This is a genomic window from Flavobacterium sp. UW10123, from assembly GCF_040538975.1.
Classification (GTDB): Bacteria; Bacteroidota; Bacteroidia; order Flavobacteriales; family Flavobacteriaceae; genus Flavobacterium.
Window position 1 is genome coordinate 125220 of the sequence record NZ_JBEWQE010000014.1, and the last position, 21316, is coordinate 146535.

Annotated in this window: 18 protein-coding genes; 12 read left to right on the forward strand and 6 right to left on the reverse strand. The window is 32.6% G+C overall.

Going from position 1 to position 21316, the window contains the following annotated elements:
• Positions 1-59 precede the first annotated feature (59 nt).
• The 5 genes from ABXT06_RS17145 to ABXT06_RS17165 all read left to right on the forward strand — a co-directional run bounded on the left by ABXT06_RS17145 (position 60) and on the right by ABXT06_RS17165 (position 5954).
• The gene (locus ABXT06_RS17145; protein ID WP_308067987.1) at positions 60-1601 is read left to right on the forward strand and encodes a glycine--tRNA ligase; all 1542 of its coding nucleotides are present in this window, start codon (positions 60-62) and stop codon (positions 1599-1601) included.
• A gap of 270 nt (positions 1602-1871) precedes the next feature.
• The gene (locus ABXT06_RS17150; RefSeq protein WP_354591826.1) at positions 1872-2690 is read left to right on the forward strand and encodes a LytR/AlgR family response regulator transcription factor; all 819 of its coding nucleotides are present in this window, start codon (positions 1872-1874) and stop codon (positions 2688-2690) included.
• A gap of 177 nt (positions 2691-2867) precedes the next feature.
• Positions 2868-3113: a hypothetical protein gene (locus tag ABXT06_RS17155; protein ID WP_354591827.1), complete on the forward strand. Its 246-nt coding sequence runs from the start codon at positions 2868-2870 to the stop codon at positions 3111-3113.
• 101 nt (positions 3114-3214) lie between these two features.
• Positions 3215-5266: a tetratricopeptide repeat-containing sensor histidine kinase gene (locus ABXT06_RS17160; protein WP_354591828.1), complete on the forward strand. Its 2052-nt coding sequence runs from the start codon at positions 3215-3217 to the stop codon at positions 5264-5266.
• Positions 5256-5954, forward strand: coding sequence for a response regulator (locus ABXT06_RS17165; RefSeq protein WP_354591829.1), 699 nt, complete (start codon positions 5256-5258; stop codon positions 5952-5954). The genes ABXT06_RS17160 and ABXT06_RS17165 overlap by 11 nt, the downstream gene beginning before the upstream one ends.
• Positions 5955-6100: 146 nt before the next feature.
• On the opposite strand, the gene thiL is transcribed toward ABXT06_RS17165, so the two are convergent.
• Positions 6101-7147 (reverse strand): thiamine-phosphate kinase, encoded by a 1047-nt coding sequence (gene thiL / locus ABXT06_RS17170; protein ID WP_354591830.1) that lies wholly within the window; start codon positions 7145-7147, stop codon positions 6101-6103.
• 218 nt (positions 7148-7365) lie between these two features.
• Here thiL and ABXT06_RS17175 point away from each other — a divergent pair, with 218 nt between their 5' ends.
• Positions 7366-7845 (forward strand): DinB family protein, encoded by a 480-nt coding sequence (locus ABXT06_RS17175; protein WP_354591831.1) that lies wholly within the window; start codon positions 7366-7368, stop codon positions 7843-7845.
• A gap of 47 nt (positions 7846-7892) precedes the next feature.
• On the forward strand, positions 7893-8390 hold the full coding sequence (locus ABXT06_RS17180; RefSeq protein ID WP_354591832.1) for a DinB family protein: 498 nt from the start codon (positions 7893-7895) through the stop codon (positions 8388-8390).
• A gap of 39 nt (positions 8391-8429) precedes the next feature.
• Here the strand turns inward: ABXT06_RS17180 and ABXT06_RS17185 are convergent, their stop codons facing one another.
• Positions 8430-9389 carry a helix-turn-helix transcriptional regulator gene (locus tag ABXT06_RS17185; protein ID WP_354591833.1) on the reverse strand — a complete coding sequence of 320 codons (960 nt, stop codon included), beginning with the start codon at positions 9387-9389 and terminating at the stop codon, positions 8430-8432.
• A gap of 171 nt (positions 9390-9560) precedes the next feature.
• On the opposite strand from ABXT06_RS17185, the gene ABXT06_RS17190 reads away from it, so the two are divergent.
• From ABXT06_RS17190 to ABXT06_RS17200, 3 genes are read left to right on the forward strand one after another with little or no spacing between them, the layout of a single operon-like run.
• Positions 9561-10304, forward strand: coding sequence for a prolipoprotein diacylglyceryl transferase (locus tag ABXT06_RS17190; protein WP_354591834.1), 744 nt, complete (start codon positions 9561-9563; stop codon positions 10302-10304).
• Positions 10294-11685, forward strand: coding sequence for a radical SAM protein (locus ABXT06_RS17195; protein WP_354591835.1), 1392 nt, complete (start codon positions 10294-10296; stop codon positions 11683-11685). Before ABXT06_RS17190 ends, ABXT06_RS17195 begins: the two co-directional genes overlap by 11 nt.
• 5 nt (positions 11686-11690) lie before the next feature.
• Positions 11691-11888, forward strand: coding sequence for a hypothetical protein (locus ABXT06_RS17200; RefSeq protein ID WP_354591836.1), 198 nt, complete (start codon positions 11691-11693; stop codon positions 11886-11888).
• A 57-nt stretch (positions 11889-11945) separates the two neighbouring features.
• Here ABXT06_RS17200 and ABXT06_RS17205 read toward each other — a convergent pair whose 3' ends face one another.
• Positions 11946-12575 (reverse strand): outer membrane beta-barrel protein, encoded by a 630-nt coding sequence (locus ABXT06_RS17205; RefSeq protein WP_354591837.1) that lies wholly within the window; start codon positions 12573-12575, stop codon positions 11946-11948.
• 329 nt (positions 12576-12904) lie between these two features.
• Here ABXT06_RS17205 and ABXT06_RS17210 point away from each other — a divergent pair, with 329 nt between their 5' ends.
• Complete coding sequence (locus ABXT06_RS17210; RefSeq protein WP_354591838.1) at positions 12905-14044, forward strand: M12 family metallopeptidase; 1140 nt, start codon at positions 12905-12907, stop codon at positions 14042-14044.
• 152 nt (positions 14045-14196) lie between these two features.
• Here ABXT06_RS17210 and lepA read toward each other — a convergent pair whose 3' ends face one another.
• The 3 genes from lepA to ABXT06_RS17225 all read right to left on the reverse strand — a co-directional run bounded on the left by lepA (position 14197) and on the right by ABXT06_RS17225 (position 17609).
• Positions 14197-15993, reverse strand: a complete 1797-nt coding sequence (gene lepA / locus ABXT06_RS17215; RefSeq protein WP_274254687.1) for a translation elongation factor 4 — start codon at positions 15991-15993, stop codon at positions 14197-14199.
• 162 nt (positions 15994-16155) lie between these two features.
• Positions 16156-16857 carry an NUDIX hydrolase gene (locus ABXT06_RS17220; protein ID WP_354591839.1) on the reverse strand — a complete coding sequence of 234 codons (702 nt, stop codon included), beginning with the start codon at positions 16855-16857 and terminating at the stop codon, positions 16156-16158.
• Positions 16858-16892: 35 nt separating this feature from the next.
• Positions 16893-17609: an NUDIX hydrolase gene (locus ABXT06_RS17225; RefSeq protein WP_354591840.1), complete on the reverse strand. Its 717-nt coding sequence runs from the start codon at positions 17607-17609 to the stop codon at positions 16893-16895.
• A gap of 611 nt (positions 17610-18220) precedes the next feature.
• On the opposite strand from ABXT06_RS17225, the gene ABXT06_RS17230 reads away from it, so the two are divergent.
• Positions 18221-21310: a SusC/RagA family TonB-linked outer membrane protein gene (locus ABXT06_RS17230; RefSeq protein ID WP_354591841.1), complete on the forward strand. Its 3090-nt coding sequence runs from the start codon at positions 18221-18223 to the stop codon at positions 21308-21310.
• The last annotated feature ends 6 nt before the right edge of the window (positions 21311-21316 follow it).

A 21316-nucleotide genomic window follows, 5' to 3' on the forward strand; every position in this document is an offset into this window, starting at 1 on the left:
GCTTCAATCTTTATATTTTTTCTTTTTTATAAAGCTAGTTTTTATATTTTTGCATCACTATGGCAAAACAAGAAGATATATTTAAGAATGTGGTTTCGCACGCAAAAGAGTACGGATTTATTTTTCCGTCAAGCGAAGTTTACGATGGTTTAAGTGCTGTATACGATTACGCACAAAACGGTGTCGAATTAAAAAAGAATATCCGTGAATATTGGTGGAAATCAATGGTTCAGATGAATGAAAATATTGTCGGCCTTGATGCTGCAATATTGATGCATCCAACAACTTGGAAAGCTTCTGGTCACGTTGATGCTTTCAATGATCCATTAATTGATAATAAAGATTCTAAAAAGAGATATAGAGCTGACGTTTTGGTTGAAGATTTTGCTGAAAAAATTCACCAAAAAGCTCAAAAAGAAATTGACAAAGCAAAAGCTCGTTTTGGCGATGCATTCAACGAACAAGAGTTTATTACTACAAATGCTCGTGTTATTGAATATTTAGCTAAAGAAAAAGAAATCAGAGAGCGTTTAGGGCGTTCTTTGGGAGCTGGAGATTTAGCAGATGTTAAAGCTTTGATCGAAGAACTTGAAATTGCTGATCCTGAAACAGGTTCTAAAAACTGGACAGAGGTAAAACAGTTTAACTTGATGTTCGGAACAAAATTAGGTGCATCTGCAGAGAACGCGATGGATTTATATTTACGTCCAGAAACGGCTCAAGGTATTTTTGTGAACTTCTTAAACGTTCAGAAATCAGGCCGTATGAAAGTTCCTTTCGGAATTGCTCAAACAGGTAAAGCATTCAGAAATGAGATTGTTGCAAGACAATTTATCTTCCGTATGCGTGAGTTCGAACAAATGGAAATGCAATTTTTTGTGCGTCCAGGAGAAGAAATGAAGTCATACGAATACTGGAAAGAGACTCGTTTGAAATGGCATTTATCTTTAGGATTAGGAAAAGAAAACTACCGTTTCCATGATCACGAGAAATTGGCGCACTATGCAAACGCAGCAGCTGATATCGAATTTAATTTCCCATTCGGATTTAAAGAATTAGAAGGTATTCACTCTCGTACAGATTTTGACTTAAAAGCGCACGAAGAATATTCTGGAAGAAAATTACAATATTTTGATCCAGAACTAAACGAAAACTATGTTCCTTACGTAGTAGAAACATCTGTAGGTTTAGATCGTATGTTCTTGGCAGTTTTTGCAACTTCATTAAAAGAAGAAACATTAGAAGATGGTTCTACAAGAACAGTTTTAAAATTGCCAGCAGTTTTAGCACCAACAAAAGCAGCCGTATTGCCATTGGTTAAAAAAGATGGTTTACCAGAAGTTTCAAGAAAAATCATTGAAGATTTGAAATGGGATTTCAATGTGGCTTATGATGAAAAAGACGCTGTAGGACGTCGTTATAGAAGACAAGATGCTTTAGGAACGCCTTTCTGTATTACAGTAGATCATCAGACTCTTGAAGACGAAACGGTAACAATTCGTCATAGAGATACAATGAAACAAGACCGTGTAAAAATTACTGAATTAAGAGGTATTATCGAAAATGAAGTTTCGATGAAAAACTGGTTAATGAAAATGTAATCTTTACAGTTTATTATAGAAATCCCAAATTCCATAAAGGAGTTTGGGATTTTTGATTTTAAAAAACAGGTATTTAATCGGCTTTTTTTGCATTTCATCCTTATGTATCAACATTTTGGCGTAATGTGTTAACAATGAGGTTTTTAAAATGTTTAAATGCGTAATTTTAAATTCATATCACCAAAAAGAATAATATTTTCTTTCATTACCGCAATTTAAAGCTATTTTTTGATTATGATTGCGCCGTGAGAAAACCAACAAGACCCTAAATTGAAAAAGTATTCGTATATTATAATTGATGATGATGCTGAGAGTATTTTGAAAACCAAAACAACCGCTTCAGGTTTTTCAGAATTATCTTTTACGGCTTCGGCTTCAAATTTTCAAGAAGGTTTAGATTTGGTTTTAGAACACAAACCAGCTTTGATTTTTCTCGAAATCGAACCCAAAAATCTGTCAAGTCATTTGTCTTTGGCTTTTATTAGTGAATTGCACCGTTTTTTTCAGGAAACGCCAAAAATCATTATCACAACAAATACAAAAGACAAAGCGTTTGATGCAATTCAGTACAGTGTCTTTGATTATCTTTTAAAACCTGTTACTCATATTGATCTTCTAAAAACAGTTTTAAAGCTTAAAAAAGCCAATTTAGAGTCAAAAACTATAAGTTCAATAGAAGAGCAGACTTCAATTGTAATAGATAATGTCAATAACGTAACGATTCCTCAAAATGTAGAGAAACCATTAACAATTTGTATAAAATCGTATGGCGATTACCGTTATTTAAATGCAGAAGATATCTGCTATTTTCAAGCCGATAATAACTCGACCGATATTTATTTGAATACTGGCGAAATGATTACAGCGTTTAAAACATTAAAGCATTTTGAAAGTGTTTTGACGTATCCTTTTATACGCATTCATAACAGTTATGTGATCAATCGAAATTATATTTCAAGGATTCATAGCGGAAACTCAATCTGTTACATAAAAAACTCCACAAAAAAGATTCCTTTTTCTAAAACCTATAGAGCAAATGTTGAGCAGATTATTGCCGATTTTGCAGCAGGGAATTATATAGAAGTCTAAAAATTAGATATTTACATTGATTTGCTATCCATTGACTATCAATTGGGTATGATTGACCACAAACCTAATTTTTCGTATAAATTTTTTTTCATCCTAGTGTTAGTTTTACACTCTGATTCGCAAGCAAACTGTGAATCATCTCCAAAAAAATAATACAAAACATTAAAACCTCAGGTCATGAAAAAAACAGCTTTAACATTCGGATTATTCTCATTAGCAATTGTTGCAACTTCATTTGTATTGCCAACTTCAACAACTTTTTCTAATGAAAAATTAGGTGTAGTTACTCCTGTAGATGGTTCTACTGGAGGAGGAAGAAAACAAGATCCACGTATTGCTAATAATAAGATAGTAGTTAAAAACAACGAATTAGGTTTTGCTAAAATCAACCAATCTTTTGGTGATTCTAAGAAAATAGACTAATTAAAAGAAAATATTTACAAGGTCACTTGGGCTGTCAATTTTTTGGCAGCCTTTTTTTATGTTTGTAGTTTTAGTATTTTTGGTAAAATTCAAAATTCGTATTGAAAAGATATTTTCTAATATTATTGTTTTTATTATTGATTTTTTCAGGTTGTACCCAAAAGAAAAAATCAGATGAACTAACTTCAGTGCAGGATAGTCTTCCTGTTTATTTGTCATTGGCAAATGATATTCAGATAAATTTTGACCTTAAACAAAAATACGCTCAAAAGGCATTTTCTATAGTAGTTAAGCAAAAGAACGATTCTATTAGTAGAGTTAATTTGTTTAAAATTGCCAATAGGTATTATAATATGAATGATTTTAAATCATATCATGCAATTTCACAATTGGTCTTGGATAGGTCTATAAGCAGTAAAGATTCAGCAAGTATTGCAAAAGCTTACATCTATTTAGGGGATTATTATAGTTCAAAAGCGATTTCTGATAGTGCTTTTAGAAATTATTTTCTAGCGCAGAAGATTTATTTGCAGATTAACGATCAATATAATTTGGCAAAAACTTTATTAAGCAAAGCAAGTCTACAATATAACGAGTCAGATTTTTTTGAAAGCGAAATATCCGTATTCAAAGCTTTAAGTATTCTAAAAAACAAAAAAAATGTAAATGACCAACTTTACGAATGTTATAATCTGTTGGGTATTTTGTATAATGAAAGGGAAGAATATGAAAAAGCATTGGAATATCAGAATAAAGCTTTAAATACTTTAAATGATAAATCGATTCCAGCTGATCTTCAGCTAAAGGCGACCTCTTTAAACAATATCGGGTTTGTTTACATGCGTATGAAAAACTATAAACAAGCCATTATTTATTTTGAAAAAGGGCTTCAAGAAAGAAACCTGTTCGAAGAAAAAACTATTTTATACGCCATGCTGCTTGATAATCTGGCTTATTCAAAATTGAAATCAAAACGATTAGACGGGCTTCCGGATCAATTTTACAGGTCTCTAAAAATCAGAGATAGCTTGGGATTGAAAATGACTAAGGTTTCCAATCAGATTCATTTGTCTGAGTATTATGCATTTAAAAGAGATACTTTCAGAGCTATACAGTTTTCTAAACAAGCTTTGGTTCTTTCGCGTTCTTCAGATAAATTAGCGAATACTTTACTTGCTTTAAAGCAAATCGCTGTAGTAGATCCTCGAAATGCATCTAAATATTCAAAAGAATATATTCAATTAAATGATAAAATGCTCAAGGCAGAGCGAAATATGGGAGAGAAATTTTCTAGAATAGAATACGAAACCAACGAAATTAAAGATCAAAATTCTAATCTTCAAGAAAAAAATAAAACTTTGGTTTATGTATTTAGTATTTGTACATTGCTTGGATTGTTTTTCTATGTTTACAAAACGCAGCAGGCCAAAAATCGTGAACTTCTTTTTAAACAGCAACAACAGATTGCAAACGAAGATATTTACAATTTGATGATTTCGCAGCAAAATGAAATTGAGCTTACAAGAATAAAAGAGAAGAAAAAAGTAGCGCAGGAATTGCATGATGGTGTCTTAGGACGAATGTTTGGGATTAGAATAAGTTTGGATAGTCTCGATAAATTAGACGAATCTGAAGCGATTGCTAAAAGAAAAAAATATCTTGACGAATTGAAAAATGTTGAACAGGATATTCGGGAAATTTCGCATGACTTAAATAGAGAAAAATCGGAATTAATTAATAATTTTGTTTCGATTTTGAATAAACTATTTGAAGATCAAAGAAATACATATAGTTCGAAATTGATCACTGTTTATGATCCTGAGATTAAGTGGGATATGATAACCAACATTGTAAAAATCAATCTATATAGAATTGTTCAGGAAGGACTCCAGAATTGTAATAAATATGCTGAGGCAGATATTATAAAAGTCGAGTTTAAAAATGAAAATAATAATTTGATTTTAACAATAGAAGATGACGGAATTGGGTTTAATGCCAATAAGACTAAAAATGGAATTGGTTTGCATAATATAGAATATAGAACAACAGAGTGTAAGGGCACAGTTACGATAAAATCTGCCAAAGGAGAAGGAACAATTCTCACCATAAAAGTCCCAATAGAGCCAAATAATAACCTGCATAATGACATTTGATTTAACAGCTTCAGTTCCACAATTAGTTAAAAAGAATATTTTAATAGTAGATGACCATCCGTTTATTATTGAGGGATATAAAAATGCTATAACTCGTTATATTCCAAATAAATATGAGTTTTTGATTTCACAGGCGCATGATTGCAGATCGGGTTATGATATAATAGAAAATAATAACACGCCAAGTTTTGATATTGCTTTTTTGGATATCAGTATGCCTGCTTATGAAGAAAAAGAAATTTTTTCTGGTGAAGATCTGGCAAAATTACTTTTGAAAAAAATGCCTTCCTGCAAGATTATTCTTTTGACGATGTATACCGAATTGCTGAAAATTAAAACCATTATCAGAACAATTCAGCCCAATGGTTTAATCATTAAAAATGATCTTACATTTGATGAATTGCTTCTGGCTTTTGATAAAGTAATGAATAATGAGAAATATTACAGTCAATCAGTTGTAAAAATGCTGAATCAATCGACGCACAATGCAATTGAGATTGATCAATACGATAAACAGATATTAATTCATTTAGGAAAAGGAACTCCAATTCATGAAATGCTGCAGAATATTCCAATTTCTTTAAATGCCATCGAAAAGCGAAAAAAACATTTAATGGAATTGTTAAAAATAAAAAGCGGTTCTGATCAAGATTTAGTTAAAGAAGCTAAAAGCAAAGGACTGTTTTAAAATTTTAGATTTTAGATTTTAGAGTTCAGATTTTAGATTTTTAGAACAAAACTTCGTAATAAAAAATCCTATCAGATTTCAAGAACCTGATAGGATTTTTAATTTATTCTACTGTTGCGTACTGCGACCGTGACCGAAAACTCAAACTATTCTGTCAATGCATCCCATCCGCGGGCTTTTAAAGCAATTTTTGTATTGGCACGGGTTACAAGATGGATTCCTTCATTTTCTTCTGCCATGTGACCTATAACAGAGAAATTCGGATTTCCTTTTATTTTGTCAAAATCATTAATGTCAATTGTAAATAAAAGCTCGTAATCTTCACCGCCGTTTATGGCAACCGTTGTGCTGTCAATATTAAATTCTTCGCAAGTAGAAATAAACTGTGGATCTAATGGCAATTTATCTTCATACAAATTACAGCCAACTTTAGATTGCTTACAGATATGAATAATCTCAGAAGATAATCCGTCTGAAATATCAATCATTGCGGTTGGTTTTATATCTAAAGCATGCAGTAATGTGCGAACATCTTTTCGTGCTTCAGGTTTCAATTGACGCTCTACCAAATAAGTATAAGGATCTAAATCGGGCTGATTGTTTGGGTTAACCTGAAAAACCTGTTTTTCGCGTTCTAAAACCTGCAGTCCCATATAAGCAGCACCAAGATCGCCCGTAACGACTAATAAATCGGTTTGTTTGGCTCCGTTTCTGTAAACCAATTCATCTTCATCAGCTTCTCCGATTGCAGTTATGCTTATAATTAATCCTTTTTGAGATGAGGTCGTGTCTCCGCCAATAACATCAACTTTATATTCTTTTGCAGCGTGTGTAATTCCTGCAAACAATTCTTCTAAAGCTTCGAGCGGGAAACGATTAGAAACTGCAACCGAAACCGTAATTTGAGTCGGTTTTGCATTCATCGCACAAATATCAGAAACATTTACCACAACTGCTTTGTATCCTAAATGTTTCAACGGCATGTAAGCCAAATCAAAATGAACTCCTTCAATTAATAAATCGGTAGAAACTACTACTTTTTTGTCTTTAAAATCAAGAACAGCAGCGTCATCTCCAATACTTTTTAAAGTCGATTCCTGAGTAACATCAAAGTTTTTGGTTAAATGGTCAATTAAACCGAATTCGCCCAATTGCGCTATACTAGTTCTCTGCTGATTTTTATCTTCTATCATTTCTGTTAAGTTCCAAAGTTATTAAGGTGTAAAGGTACAAAGGATTTTTCTTTTTAAGTTACAAAGATGCAAAGGTTCAAAGATGCAAAGTTTTTTTGTGTTTCTACATTGTTTGTCAGCAGCAAAAAATAAATGAAAAATATTTTTTGCTGCTGACAAACTGTTGTCACCAGCCCATTTTACTTTTGAAGTATTAAAAATATTTAAACTTTAAAACCATGAAAACATTAGAAGCACAAGTTATTACTTCAGAAGATTTATTGAAACATTGGCAAGGTCACAGAGCTCTTACACGCCGTTTAATTGAAATTTTTCCAGAGAAAGATTTCTTCGAATTTTCAATTGGCGGAATGAGAACTTTTTCAAAATTAGTAGATGAGCTTTTGGCTATTGCAGTTCCAGGTTTAAAAGGAATTGTAACGAAAGAAACTGCACCATTCTCAGAAGGAGCTGAAAAATTGATTTTTAAGGCACAATATCTTGAAAAATGGGATGAAGCTACAGAAGAAATTAATAAATATTGGGAACAACTATCAGTTGAAGATTTTAGCGAGACCTTTAACCTTTTTGGACAATATGAATTTCCTGTAATTCAGAATATCTTATATTTTATCGATAATGAAGTACACCACCGCGGACAAGCTTATGTGTATTTAAGAGCTTTAAATATCGAACCTCCATTTTTCTGGGAAAGATAATTCGTAAATTTTTACTAACTTAATATCAGAAATCTAAAACTAAGAAAATGAGTTTAAAAAAGATAATGTCCAATTTTGCAGATTACAATTTATGGGTAAACCAACAATTTGTAAACTGGCTTTCGCCAAAAGCTGATGAATTGCTTTATGCAGAAGTTCAATCGAGTTTCTCTACTATTATGAAAACGCTAGATCATATCTGGTCTACAGAAGAATATTGGTTTTCTGTAATTTCTGAAAATGAAATGACTGTAAAGAAGCCAGAAAGCGAATTGTCAAAAGAAGAAATATTTGAAGGATTGCTCAATTCATCTACAAGATTGAAACATCTTATCAACTCATTGGCAGAAGAAGATTTGATAAAAGAAGTTAAAATTACAAATCCATGGTTTGAGTGCGAATTGCCAATTTCTGAATATTTAATTCAGGTTATCAATCATGGAACTTATCATCGAGGACAAATTGTAACCATGGGAAGAAATATTGGAATTACAGATGCCTCGAACACAGATTACAATTTTTATAATGTTATAAAACAGAAATAAATGAAAAAAACTCCTGAGATATTGCTCTCAGGAGTTTTTTTATAAAAGTCTTTTTCTGTTGATTTCCAATAATTGCAGGACATTGGTTTTTAGTATTTCAGGTTCGAGAATTTCTGCGTAATCACCATACATCAAAAACCATCTCGGAAAGGCATTGTTAATATCTTTGGACATAAAAGTCATTTCGATTTTTTCGCCAACCTCTTTTTGCGATATAAAACCATGATATTTTCTTTCAGTTGCTAAATATCTGGCGATTTTTCGGTCAATTAAAATACGAACTTTTGTTGTTGGATGGGTTTCAGTTTTAGTCAAATAAGTTTCAAGAGCATCGTGTTCGATTGTAAAATCAGCATCTGTTTTTTTAATGCCTTGAATTCTGTCGGTTCTAAACTGACGGTAATCTTTCCTAAGATGACAATATCCCAGAAAATACCAATTATTATTGTCATGAAAAACTCCTACAGGCTCAAGATTGCGTTCTGTAGTTTCGTCTTTTTCAAAAGTTTTATAGGTTAAAAGAATCTGTTTTTTCTCTGCAATTCCTTCAAAAAGAACCGCCAAAGTATTAGGTGAATTATCATTAAACATTGGTTCTGCATCTTGCATGACAATTCTAGATTCGATGTTCGAAAGATAATCTTTGTCGTTACTCCTTAAAACGGCTTTCAGTTTGTACATCGCAGATGCATAATGTGTTCCCAAAGAAGGATCGGTAAATTTTTGCATTAGTTTTTCGGCAGCAATAAAACTGCTAACTTCTTCGCGAGTGAACATAACTGGCGGAAGACGATAACCATCCATCAATGCGTAACCAACTCCAGCTTCACTATATATAGGAACGCCAGAAGCTTCAAGAGTTCTAATATCTCTATAAATAGTCCTTAAACTGCACTCAAAACGATCTGCCAATTCTTGTGCTTTTACAATCTTTTTAGATTGCAATTGAATAAGAATGGCTACAATTCTGTCAAATCGTTTTGGGCTTTCGTCGAGCATTTTTTCTTTTTTAGGTTCAAAGGTTAGAGATTCAAAGTTACAAAGGTTTAGTGTTTTAAGAATAAAAAAAGCTGTTCCAAATTGAAACAGCTTTAACTTTATAAGACAAATGAATTTAAACATTTTTTTTGCATCTTTACAGAATTATAGTATTAAATTTTCAGATAAAGAATGAAACTTCCTTTTGAGTCAGTTATTTTTGGTTATGAAATTAACATCCATTTAGTTTTAGAATATCTGGCATTTTTTTTAGGATATCGATATTATGTTTTTTCGAGAAAAAGAACAAAAGATACTATTGTTTCTGCCAATAGATTATCAATTATATTGGGAGCAGCAATTGGAGCTTTTTTAGGTTCTAGAATTATGGGCTTTCTAGAGAATCCTGTTTTTCATTCTGATGTCAAATCTATTTTAGAACTCTTCAATGCCAAAACAATTATGGGAGGATTGTTTGGCGGACTTTTGGGCGTTGAAATTGCTAAGAAGATTATTGGTGAAAAAGAATCATCGGGTGATTTATTTGTCTTTCCGATTATTGTGGGAATTTTTATTGGAAGAATTGGCTGTTTTTTATCGGGAACCAATGAGTTTACATATGGAAAAGAAACGACCTTTTTTACGGGGATGAATCTTGGAGATAATATTAAAAGACATCCAATTGCCTTATACGAATTAATTTTTTTGATTATTTTGTTTTTTGTTCTGAAGCAATTGAAAACAAGAAATCTTAAAAACGGTTTGCTATTTCAGTATTTTATGATTGCCTATTTTACGTTTCGCTTTTTCGTAGAATTTCTGAAACCCAATTATTTCCTGATTTTTGGAATAAGTTCCATTCAGATCTTATGTTTAATTTGTCTGCTTTATTATAACAAAACAATTTTAAATTTATTTGTAAAAAATGCCAGTTAGAAAATATACTTATTATGATTTTACATTAAGCCTTTGTCCAGAATGCTTAAAGAGAATTGATGCTAAAATTGTTTTTGAAGACGAGAATGTCTACATGCTTAAAAGATGTCCGGAACATGGAAGTTCTAAGGTTTTAATTGCTGACGATATTCAGTACTACAAAAATATCCGAAACTATAATAAACCATCTGAGATGCCGTATACTTTTAATACAAAAACGCATTATGGCTGTCCGTACGATTGTGGTTTATGTCCAGATCATGAACAGCATTCTTGTCTTACAGTTGTTGAGGTTACAGATCGTTGCAATCTGACATGTCCGACTTGTTATGCTGGTTCATCGCCTAGTTATGGTAGACACAGAACCCTTGAAGAAATAAAAGCAATGCTCGATACGGTTGTTAAAAACGAAAAAGAACCAGATGTGGTGCAGATTAGCGGAGGAGAACCAACGATACATCCCGAGTTTTTTGAAATTTTGGATTATGCAAAATCAATTCCGATAAAGCATTTAATGCTAAACACAAATGGAATCAAAATTGCAAAAGACAAAGAATTCGTTCAGAGACTAAAAAGCTATTCTCCAGATTTTGAAATCTATCTTCAGTTTGATTCTTTTGAAGATAGTGTGCTGCAAGAACTGCGTGGTGCAGATTTAAGTGAAATACGAAAACAAGCTTTAGAAAATCTAAATGAAGTTAATTTGTCTACCACTTTAGTTGTCACGCTCCAGAAAGGATTAAACGATCATGAAATTGGTAAAATTATTGAGTTTGCACTAAAGCAAAAATGTGTTCGAGGCGTTACATTTCAGCCGACTCAAATTGCGGGTAGATTGGAGAATTTTAACTTAGAAACCGATCGCATGACATTAACAGAAGTAAGAAGAAAAATTTTGGAGCAGACTACAGTTTTTAATTCAGATGATTTACTTCCTGTTCCCTGTAATCCAGATGCTTTAGTTATGGGTTATGCTTTGAAACTGGGAGACGAAGTTTTTCCGCTGACACGATATATTAATCCAAATGATTTATTGGATAATAGCAAAAACACTATTATTTACGAGCAGGATGAAGTGCTTCGCGGCAAAATGATAGATCTGTTTAGCACAGGAAATTCTGTAGAAGTAGCGCAAGAAAACTTGAAATCGATTTTATGTTGCCTTCCTAATATTGATGCACCAGAATTAGGTTACGACAATCTCTTTAGAATTATTATCATGCAGTTTATCGATGCATATAATTTTGACGTGAGAGCAATAAAAAAATCTTGTGTTCATATTGTCAATAAGGACAATAAAATAATTCCGTTTGAAACAATGAATTTATTTTACAGAGATGATAAAGTAAAGCGACTAGAAGAATTAAGAAGTAATGTATAAAGCATATGATAAGATTAGAAGTTGGTAATTTAAGTGGTTTGATTGCATTTTTTATAGCGATTATGGTGGGACCGCCAATTTTAATGGCAATTATTGGTTTTGCAATCAAGAAAAACAGTCCGAATGGAGCAAAGATTTGCTTTATTATTGGAGCGCTATATTTAATTATTGGATTAGGAATATGCGGAACACTTATGTCTTAAGAAAAACCCTCAATAAACTAAATTATTGAGGGTCTTAAAGTATATTATTAAAGTGGATTAAAATTTATACAGTAGTCCAAATTTTGGTTGTGCAAAAACATTATTAAATAAATTTATGTTTAATTCAAAACTACTTGATGAAGCACCATTTTCAGGATTGGCATTGTTATAGGTTAAAATATCTGCAAGGGTAAAAGTTGCTGCGAATTTTTTACTGAAGAAGTAATTTACACCGATAGTAATATTTGCTTTTATTCCATTCGTAGTATTATCATATCTTCCGCCTCCAACAACGTTTCCTTGTTCTCTAAAGTGACTATAACCAAATCCTAAGTCACCATAGGCTTTGAAACGTTTCTTATCGGCCTCGAAAAAATAATATCTTGCAAAAGCACCAATTCCAAAAAAGTTTGTTTTGGCGTCGTTAGCATCGACTTTACTACCGCCAAAATCTAAATCTCCACCAACTGCAAAGTTGTCTGCAATTAGATATCCAAACTTAGGATTAATAGAATAAGCATTTTCTCCATCACTAGTACTAAGAGAAATTCCACCTTCAATAAACATATCACCTTTTTTAAAAGTAACGCCTTTAGCCGAATGCATTTCTGATTCAACTTCTTCCTGTTGAGCATTTGCTAAAGAAAATGTAAATAAGGCTAAAATAATACAAAATTTGGTTTTCATAATATTAGAATTTAAAGTTGTAAGAATAAAAATACTTTTTTTATCTTAAAACTGATTGTTTTTTTTTTAAAAGTGCTCATATACAATATATTAATGTTGTTTTTTTATAAATTGTAGGTTTTTGCTTATTTAAATTTTCAGCATAAGAGGAGTTTATTATAGATTAGATATTTACATTAAAATCCTAGCTAACCCTTTATTTATAAGAGATTATATTTATGATTATTAGAACAATCTTACAGTTTTATAAAATTTAACAACAAAAAATAAGTTTATACCTACTTTTAGATAAACTTTTGATTACATTTATTTACTTAAAAAATTTAATTATGAAAAAATATCTTACTTTATTATGCATTGTGTTTTTCTTTTCGTGTTCAAAAGATAGTGAGGATCTATCAAATAACAGTGAAGCAAAAATTTCATTCAGATCTTGTACAACAATAGAACCTGCTGTTGAAGCGAGTCCAACAGGAAGGGTATCCTATAAAAGTAGTTATTGGATGCCAGGACAGACAATAAGAATCAAATTTTTGAATGGAGACGCTTATCTTCAAAACAAGGTAAAGCAATTTGCTAATCAATGGTTGCAATATTCAAATTTAAAATATGAATGGGTAACTAGCGGGCAGACTGCTGCCATCAAAATTGCTTTCAAATGGAATGGTGATGCTGGGTCTTGGTCGAATATTGGGAATAATTGTTATAAAATTGCTCAAAATTCACCGTCAATGAACTTTGGGTGGTTTGATAATAATACATCAGATGAAGAATTTAGTCGTGTTGTTATTCATGAGTTTGGCCATGCTTTAGGATTTGGTCATGAACATCAAAATCCTACTTCACCGATACAATGGAATGTCCCGGAAGTTTACAATTATTATGCGTCGATAGGCTGGGACAAGGAAAAAGTTGATAATAATATTTTGAATAAGTTTTCACCGTCAACAGTTGACTATACTAATTTTGATGTTGAATCAATAATGTTATACTATTTCCCTAGTTATTTAACTTTAAATGGGTATTCGTTTCCATTAAACACCGTTTTGTCTAATGAAGATAAAGCATCTGCGACTGTATTGTATCCCCAACCTCCAGCATCAGATCCATTTAGAGTCAAATTAGTTTCTGGAGAAGTCTTGAAATCAGGTGCGTACTTTATGACAAATAATTATAAGTATACTTTAAGAATGAAAAGTGATGGAAATCTTGAAATTTCTGAAAATACTGGAAAAGTAATATGGCACACTAAAACATATGGTAACCCTGGGGCATATGCAGTTATGCAAACAGATGGTAATTTTGTTGTAAGAAGTGTTTCAGGAGCAGTTTTATGGAGTACAGGAACTACGGGAAAAATAGGAGCTTATATTTATTTAGAGTTTACAGGAGATTTAAGACTTAATAATTATTTAGGACAAAATATATGGTCTTCTAAAGCCGGGTTGTCGAATTCACCATTTATTTAGAAGCTAGGTTGAAAACTTATTAAATGAAGGTAATATAGAATAAAAACATATTTAATCTTTTTCTGTAATTATTTAAAAAGACGAACCCAATAACTTTCGTCATTGGGTTTCGTCTTTATTCTTGTTTCTTTCTTTTATTTAAAAGAAAAGACTTAGTCATTCAATTTCAAAACAGCCATAAATGCTTCTTGCGGAATCTCAACGTTTCCTACCTGACGCATACGTTTTTTACCTTTTTTCTGTTTTTCAAGAAGTTTACGCTTACGCGAAATATCTCCACCATAACATTTTGCGGTAACGTCTTTACGAAGTGCTTTAATAGTTTCACGAGCAATAATTTTAGCTCCAATTGCAGCTTGAATCGGAATATCAAATTGCTGTCTTGGGATAAGTTCACGTAATTTCTCGGTCATTTTTTTACCGATGTTATATGCGTTGTCTTCGTGAATCAATGCAGAAAGCGCATCAACTGTTTGAGCATTTAGAAGAACGTCAAGTTTAACTAATTTAGAAGTACGCATTCCGATTGGAGAGTAGTCGAAAGAAGCATAACCTTTAGAAACGGTTTTCAAACGATCGTAGAAGTCGAATACAATTTCCGCCAAAGGCATGTCAAAATTCAATTCAACACGTTCAGTTGTTAGGTATGTTTGATTGGTAATTAAACCGCGTTTTTCGATACATAAACTCATTACGTTTCCAACAAAGTCAGATTTTGTAATGATCGTAGCTTTAATAAATGGTTCTTCAACTCGATCCAATTTTGAAGGCTCTGGTAAATCTGATGGGTTGTTTACAACAATAGCTTTTTCTGGCTCTTTTTTAGTATAAGCCAAATACGAAACGTTAGGAACTGTTGTAATTACAGTCATATCGAACTCACGCTCTAAACGTTCCTGGATAATTTCCATGTGAAGCATTCCTAAGAATCCGCAACGGAAACCAAATCCTAATGCCGCAGAACTTTCAGGAGTAAAAACTAATGAAGCATCATTCAATTGTAATTTTTCCATTGAAGAACGCAAATCTTCATAGTCTTCTGTATCTACAGGATAAATACCTGCAAATACCATTGGTTTTACATCCTCAAAACCAGCAACCATATTTGTTGTTGGAACTTTTGCATCTGTAATCGTATCACCAACTTTTACTTCGCGAGCTTCTTTAATTCCAGAAATCAAATAACCAACATCTCCAGCCGAAACTACATTTTTAGGAACTTGATTTAATTTTAAAGTTCCAATTTCGTCAGCAAAATATTCATTATCTGTAGCCATAAATTTAATTTTTTGGCCTTTTTTGATTTCACCATTTACAACTCTAAAGATTACTTCAATTCCGCGAAATGGATTGTAAACAGAGTCGAAAATTAAAGCTTGCAACGGCTCTTCTGGATCTCCTTTTGGAGCAGGAATTTTTTCGATAATGGCAGCAAGAATGTTTTCTACACCAAAACCAGTTTTTCCTGAAGCATGAATAATATCTTCTAATTTACATCCTAATAAATCGATAATATCATCACTAACTTCTTCAGGGTTTGCACTTGGTAAATCGACTTTATTCAAAACCGGAATGATTTCTAAGTCGTTTTCAAGTGCTAAATATAAATTTGAAATTGTTTGTGCTTGAATACTTTGTGCAGCATCAACAATCAAAAGTGCACCTTCGCAGGCAGCAATAGATCTTGAAACTTCGTATGAAAAGTCAACGTGCCCAGGAGTATCAATTAAGTTTAAGATATATTCTTCGCCCTTGTATTTGTATTCCATCTGAATGGCATGACTCTTAATGGTAATTCCACGCTCGCGCTCCAGATCCATGTTGTCAAGCAATTGTGCTTTTTCTTCACGAGCTGTAACAGTTTGTGTTGCGCCTAGTAATCTATCCGCCAATGTACTTTTACCGTGGTCAATGTGTGCAATAATGCAAAAGTTACGTATCTTCTTCATTTGTATATATCAGTTCTCTAAAACGAGTTTAAGTATTTTTGGGTATAAAACAGGCTAAAGCAATTGCTATAAAGCATGTTATTAAGGCGCAAAGATAGCGCAAAGTTTTGGATTCTGGAATCTAGATATAGGATAGTTGATTGTAAAGAATTAAAAATGGCATTAAAATTCAAAATTAAATCCTTTTTCTGTTAATTTCTTATACATTTCAGGGTCAAATTTGTAAAGTTTTGCTGCTCTATGCGAGACATCTTTTTGCTTTTCATCCAATGCGGTAAGCAGTTTCATGTGAAGCACTTTTCTTCTAAAATTAGATTTATCCAATTCGATTCCTAAAATTTCTTCATACAGATGCATTAATTGCAATAAAGTAAATTTTTCAGGAAGAAGATTAAATCCAATTGGTGCCTGACGAACACGGTTTCTTAGTTGTGCTAAACTGAAATCAAGAATTTCATTGTGATCAAAAATCAGCTCAGGAACATCTTTGATTTTGTACCATTTTGCTTCAATAACCCTTAAACTGGCTTTAATATTATAGTCTTCTCTGTTGACTAAAGTATAGTAACCAATCGTCACAACACGTCTTTCCAGAACACGTTGCGGATTTGTAAATGCCTTCAGCTGTTCTAGATAAATATCTTCAAGACCTGTAAGTTCTTGTAAAATGCGCTGTGCGGCATTATCAGCACTTTCATCTATTTGAAGCCATCCGCCAAGTAAACCCCATTTGCCTTTACTTTCTCCTTGAGCGTGCTGAACCAAGAGAACTTCAAGACTCTCTTTGTTAAACCCGAAGAAAACGCAGTCAATTGTGATTCCGTCTACGGCTGGTTTGTGGTGGTTATTAGTTATTTCAGTCAATTTATTGTTGTCGTGTTAGTAATTTGTATTGAAAATTAGAACTCAAAATTGAATCCTTTTTCAGTCAGTTTTTCATAGATTTCTGGATCAAACTTGTACAATTGAGCCGCTCTATGTGATACATCTTGTTGTTTTTCGTCTAATGCGACCAAAAGTTTCATGTGAAGAATTTTTCTTCTAAAGTTAGGTTTGTCCATTTCGATTCCTAAAATTTCTCCATACAAATGCATTAATTGTAATAGTGTAAATTTTTCTGGCAGTAAATTAAAACCAATTGGAGTCTGGCGAACTTTATTTCTTAGATGTTTTATACTGTAATCTAAAATTTCATTATGATCGTAAATCAAATCTGGAATTTCATTGATTTTATACCATTGCGCATCCGAAGCTGTAAAACCTGCTTTAATATTATAATCTTCTCTTTTTACAAGCGCATAATATCCGATTGTGATAACGCGTCGAAGCGGAAAACGATCTGGATCTCCGAATGCTTTCAGTTGTTCCAGATAAATATTATCAAGACCTGTAAGCTCATTCAATAAACGATGAGCGGCATTGTCTGTGCTTTCTTTTTTATAAATCCATCCACCCGGAAGTCCCCATTTTCCTTTGCTGATACCTTCGGCGTGTTGTACCAAAAGTACTTCAAGACTGCCTTTGTCAAAACCAAAAATAACACAGTCAATCGTGATGGCATTCATCGCACTGTTTTCATTTTTTTGAGCAGTTTTGTCGTCTACATTTTCAACCATATATGAGATAAATTTTGACAAATTAAATAAATAAAATCATTATTAACCTTTTTGAAGGCCTTATATTTTTTTTAACGAAACAAATTTTTGATAATCAGCTATTTAAAAATGTGCTAAAAAAGGATCTTTTTTAAAGTAATCCTTAAATGGCTGATTGTCAATTTTATAAAACGTTGATTTTTCAATATTTTTTATTTCAATTCTGATTAAGATTTTACAACATTAATAAAAATGAATTAGGATTAATCAGAATCGAAAAAAAATAACCCTAATATTTTGTTAATATAGAAAATTTGTTTTACACTTGTAGTCAAATTTACCATAAGATAAATTCAAACTGACTATAAGTAAAAAAAGAACAAACTTACACTTAACTTAAACTTACCACAAATGTTTTTTATAAAAATTGATTTAAATAGCTTTTTGATGAGATTACCATCATCAAATTTTGCAGGAAGAATTGATTTTGAAGTTGTTTATAGTCTGCAAGTACTAAATGTTGGAAATGAGATTCAGGCCCTCATTTTTGGCATGACCTGCTTGGGAAATTTTCCGGATTTCTCTTAGGGTAAAAAACACTAACTATAACTTAAACTTAATCAATTCTTATTATGAAAAGCAAAAATTGTATTAAAACAACAAAGCTTCCATATTTTATGGCGGTGCTGCTTAGCGTATTTATGATGCAGTTTGGATTTGCTCAAGAATCCAAAACTGTAAGTGGGACAATTACCTCTTCCGAAGACGGATTTGGAGTTCCAGGAGCAACTGTACAAGTACAGGGAACAAAATCGAGTACTGTTACCGATTTTGATGGAAAATATAAAGTGGAGGCTAAAACGGGAGATGTTTTAGTGATCACTTTCGTAGGATTCAAAACACAAAATATTACTGTTGGTGCTCAAAAAACGGTGAATGTAGTTTTAAATCCAGAAACTGCAGAACTTAAAGAAATTGTAGTAATCGGTTACGGTACTCAAAAGAAGAAAGTAAATACTGCGGCAACTTCTTTGGTGTCTGGAAAAGACATCCAGCAGGTTGCGAGTCTTGATGTTGTAAATGCTTTACAAGGTCAAGCTTCTGGGGTTTCTGTAACTTCATCTTCTGGTCAGCCGGGAGCGAATATGGTGGTAAATATTCGTGGAGCGGGTACAGCAGGAAACAGTGATCCTCTTTATGTGGTTGATGGTGTAGTGGTAGATAACGGAATTGGATATCTTGATCCATCTGTTATTGAAAGGGTTGACGTTTTAAAAGATGCTTCTGCAGCATCTATCTACGGAGCAAGAGCAGCAAACGGAGTTATCTTGGTTACAACAAAAAAAGGAAAAGATGGTAAAATGAATGTGTCTTTCAGTTCTTACACAGGTTTTCAGCAGATTGCTAAAAAACTGGATTTAATGAATACACAGGAATATACAACAATCATGAACGAAGCTCGTGTAAATTCTGGATATGCTCCCTTATACACAAAAGAGCAAATTGCTTCATTTCCTGATCATGACTGGCAAAAAGATTTGTTTAACGAAGGTGCAATGAAACAAAATCATTCTCTTTTGATTACGGGTGGTGACGAAAAATCTACCATTGCAACTGGTTTATCTTACTACGGACAAGAAGGTATGATTGGCGGATCTACAAATCAATCTCAATATGATCGTGTTACTTTTACAGTAAACTCTACTTCTGAAGTAATTAAAGGATATTTGAAAATTGGTGAAAACTTCACTTTGTCAAATATTAAATCTAGTGGTGTTGCAGATGATGGTATTTACAGCAATGCAATTAGAAGTTTCTTAAATGCTGCTCCAATTGATCAAGCATATGATGAAAATGGAGATTTTGCTCATTCTATTATTTCTCAGGATATCAGCAATCCAGTTGGATCTTTATACTACAACAACTTCAATCAGACTAAAACAAATCGTTATGTAGGTAATATTTTTGCTGAATTGAAATTTGCAAAAAACTTTACTTTCAGAACAAGTTATGGTGTTGATATGACAGATAGCAATTACCGTTCTTTCAGACCAGTTTATTCTCTTTCTTCAAATGATAATAATACTGTTTCTAGCGTAACGCAAAGTGCTACAAAATCTTTAGGATGGATTTTTGAGAATACACTTCAATACAAATTCAATATTGCCGATGCTCATAATTTTGATGTATTAGTGGGTACTTCTGCAAAAAAGAATACAGCAGATTATATGGAAGGTCAAGGAAGAAACTTGATTTTTGATGATTTCGAACATGCTTATTTAGATAATGCAAAAGATCCGACATCAAATGTGGTAAAAGGAAATCGTAAAGATTATTCTATTCAATCTTACTTCGGACGTTTATTGTACGATTACAACAATAAATATTTATTCTCTGCAACAGTTCGTCGTGACGGCTCATCAGAATTTGGTCCAGATAATAAATACGCTATTTTTCCATCGTTCTCTGCAGGATGGAATTTAGATAAAGAAGCTTTCTTTAAAGAAAATAAAGTTTTAAATACTTTCAAATTAAGAGCGAGCTGGGGACAAAATGGAAACGACCAGTTTGCTAGAAGATTTGCTTATATGTCAACTGTAAATTCTACAGATAAAACATATCATTTCGGAACTGGTGACGAAACTCTTTTAGTAGGTTCAAGCCCTGACCAATTAGCAAACCGTAACTTAAAATGGGAAACTTCTGAGCAGTTAGACTTAGGTTTTGATGCTACATTGTTTACCAACTTTACTTTAACTTTTGATTACTATGACAAGAAAACAAAAGATTGGTTAGTATTGGCATCTATCCCAACTTATGCTGGGGCAACTGCACCTTACATTAATGGTGGTGACGTAAGCAACAAAGGTTTTGAAATTGGTTTATCTTACCGTACACGTTTTGGAAAAGATTGGAATTTTGCAATCAATGCAAACCTTTCTCGTAACCAAAACGAGGTGTTGAAAATTGCTAACAATGAAGGAATCATTCATGGAGAATCAAACGTATTGTTCCAAGGTTTAGACGAGATGAACCGTGTTGAGGTTGGAAAACCAATGGGGTATTTCTACGGATTAAAAACTGACGGAATTTTCCAAAATGCTACTGAAGTTGCAGCAGGTGTTCAGCCAAATGCACAGCCAGGAGATGTTCGTTTCGTAGATTTAAATAATGACGGAAAAATCGATGCAAACGATAAAACTCAAATTGGTGACCCAAATCCAGATATTAACTACGGTGTTAATTTAGAATTATCATACAAAGCTTTTGATTTTTCTATTAATACTTACGGTATTGCTGGAGGACAAAACGTTTTTGGAGTTCACGATTATACACGTGCTTACACAAACAACACTACAGATGTGTTAGGAAGATGGACAACCGAAGGAACTTCTAACAGAATTCCAAGAGTAACTTACGGAACTGATGCAAACGGGAACTATACTAAATTCTCAGATTTATATATTCAGGATTCAGATTTCTTCAGAATTAAAAATGCTACAATCGGATGTGATTTAACAAAGCTTACAACAAAACTGAGTTTCTTCAGTAAATTCAGATTATATGTTGCAGGAAATAACCTTTATACATTCACAAAGTACAAAGGAATGGATCCAGAAATTGGTTTCGGAAACGTAAATCAGTCTTGGGCTAAAGGGATAGATGTTGGATATTATCCTCAGCCAAGAACCTATTTGATGGGTCTGAATGTTAACTTTTAAAATTTG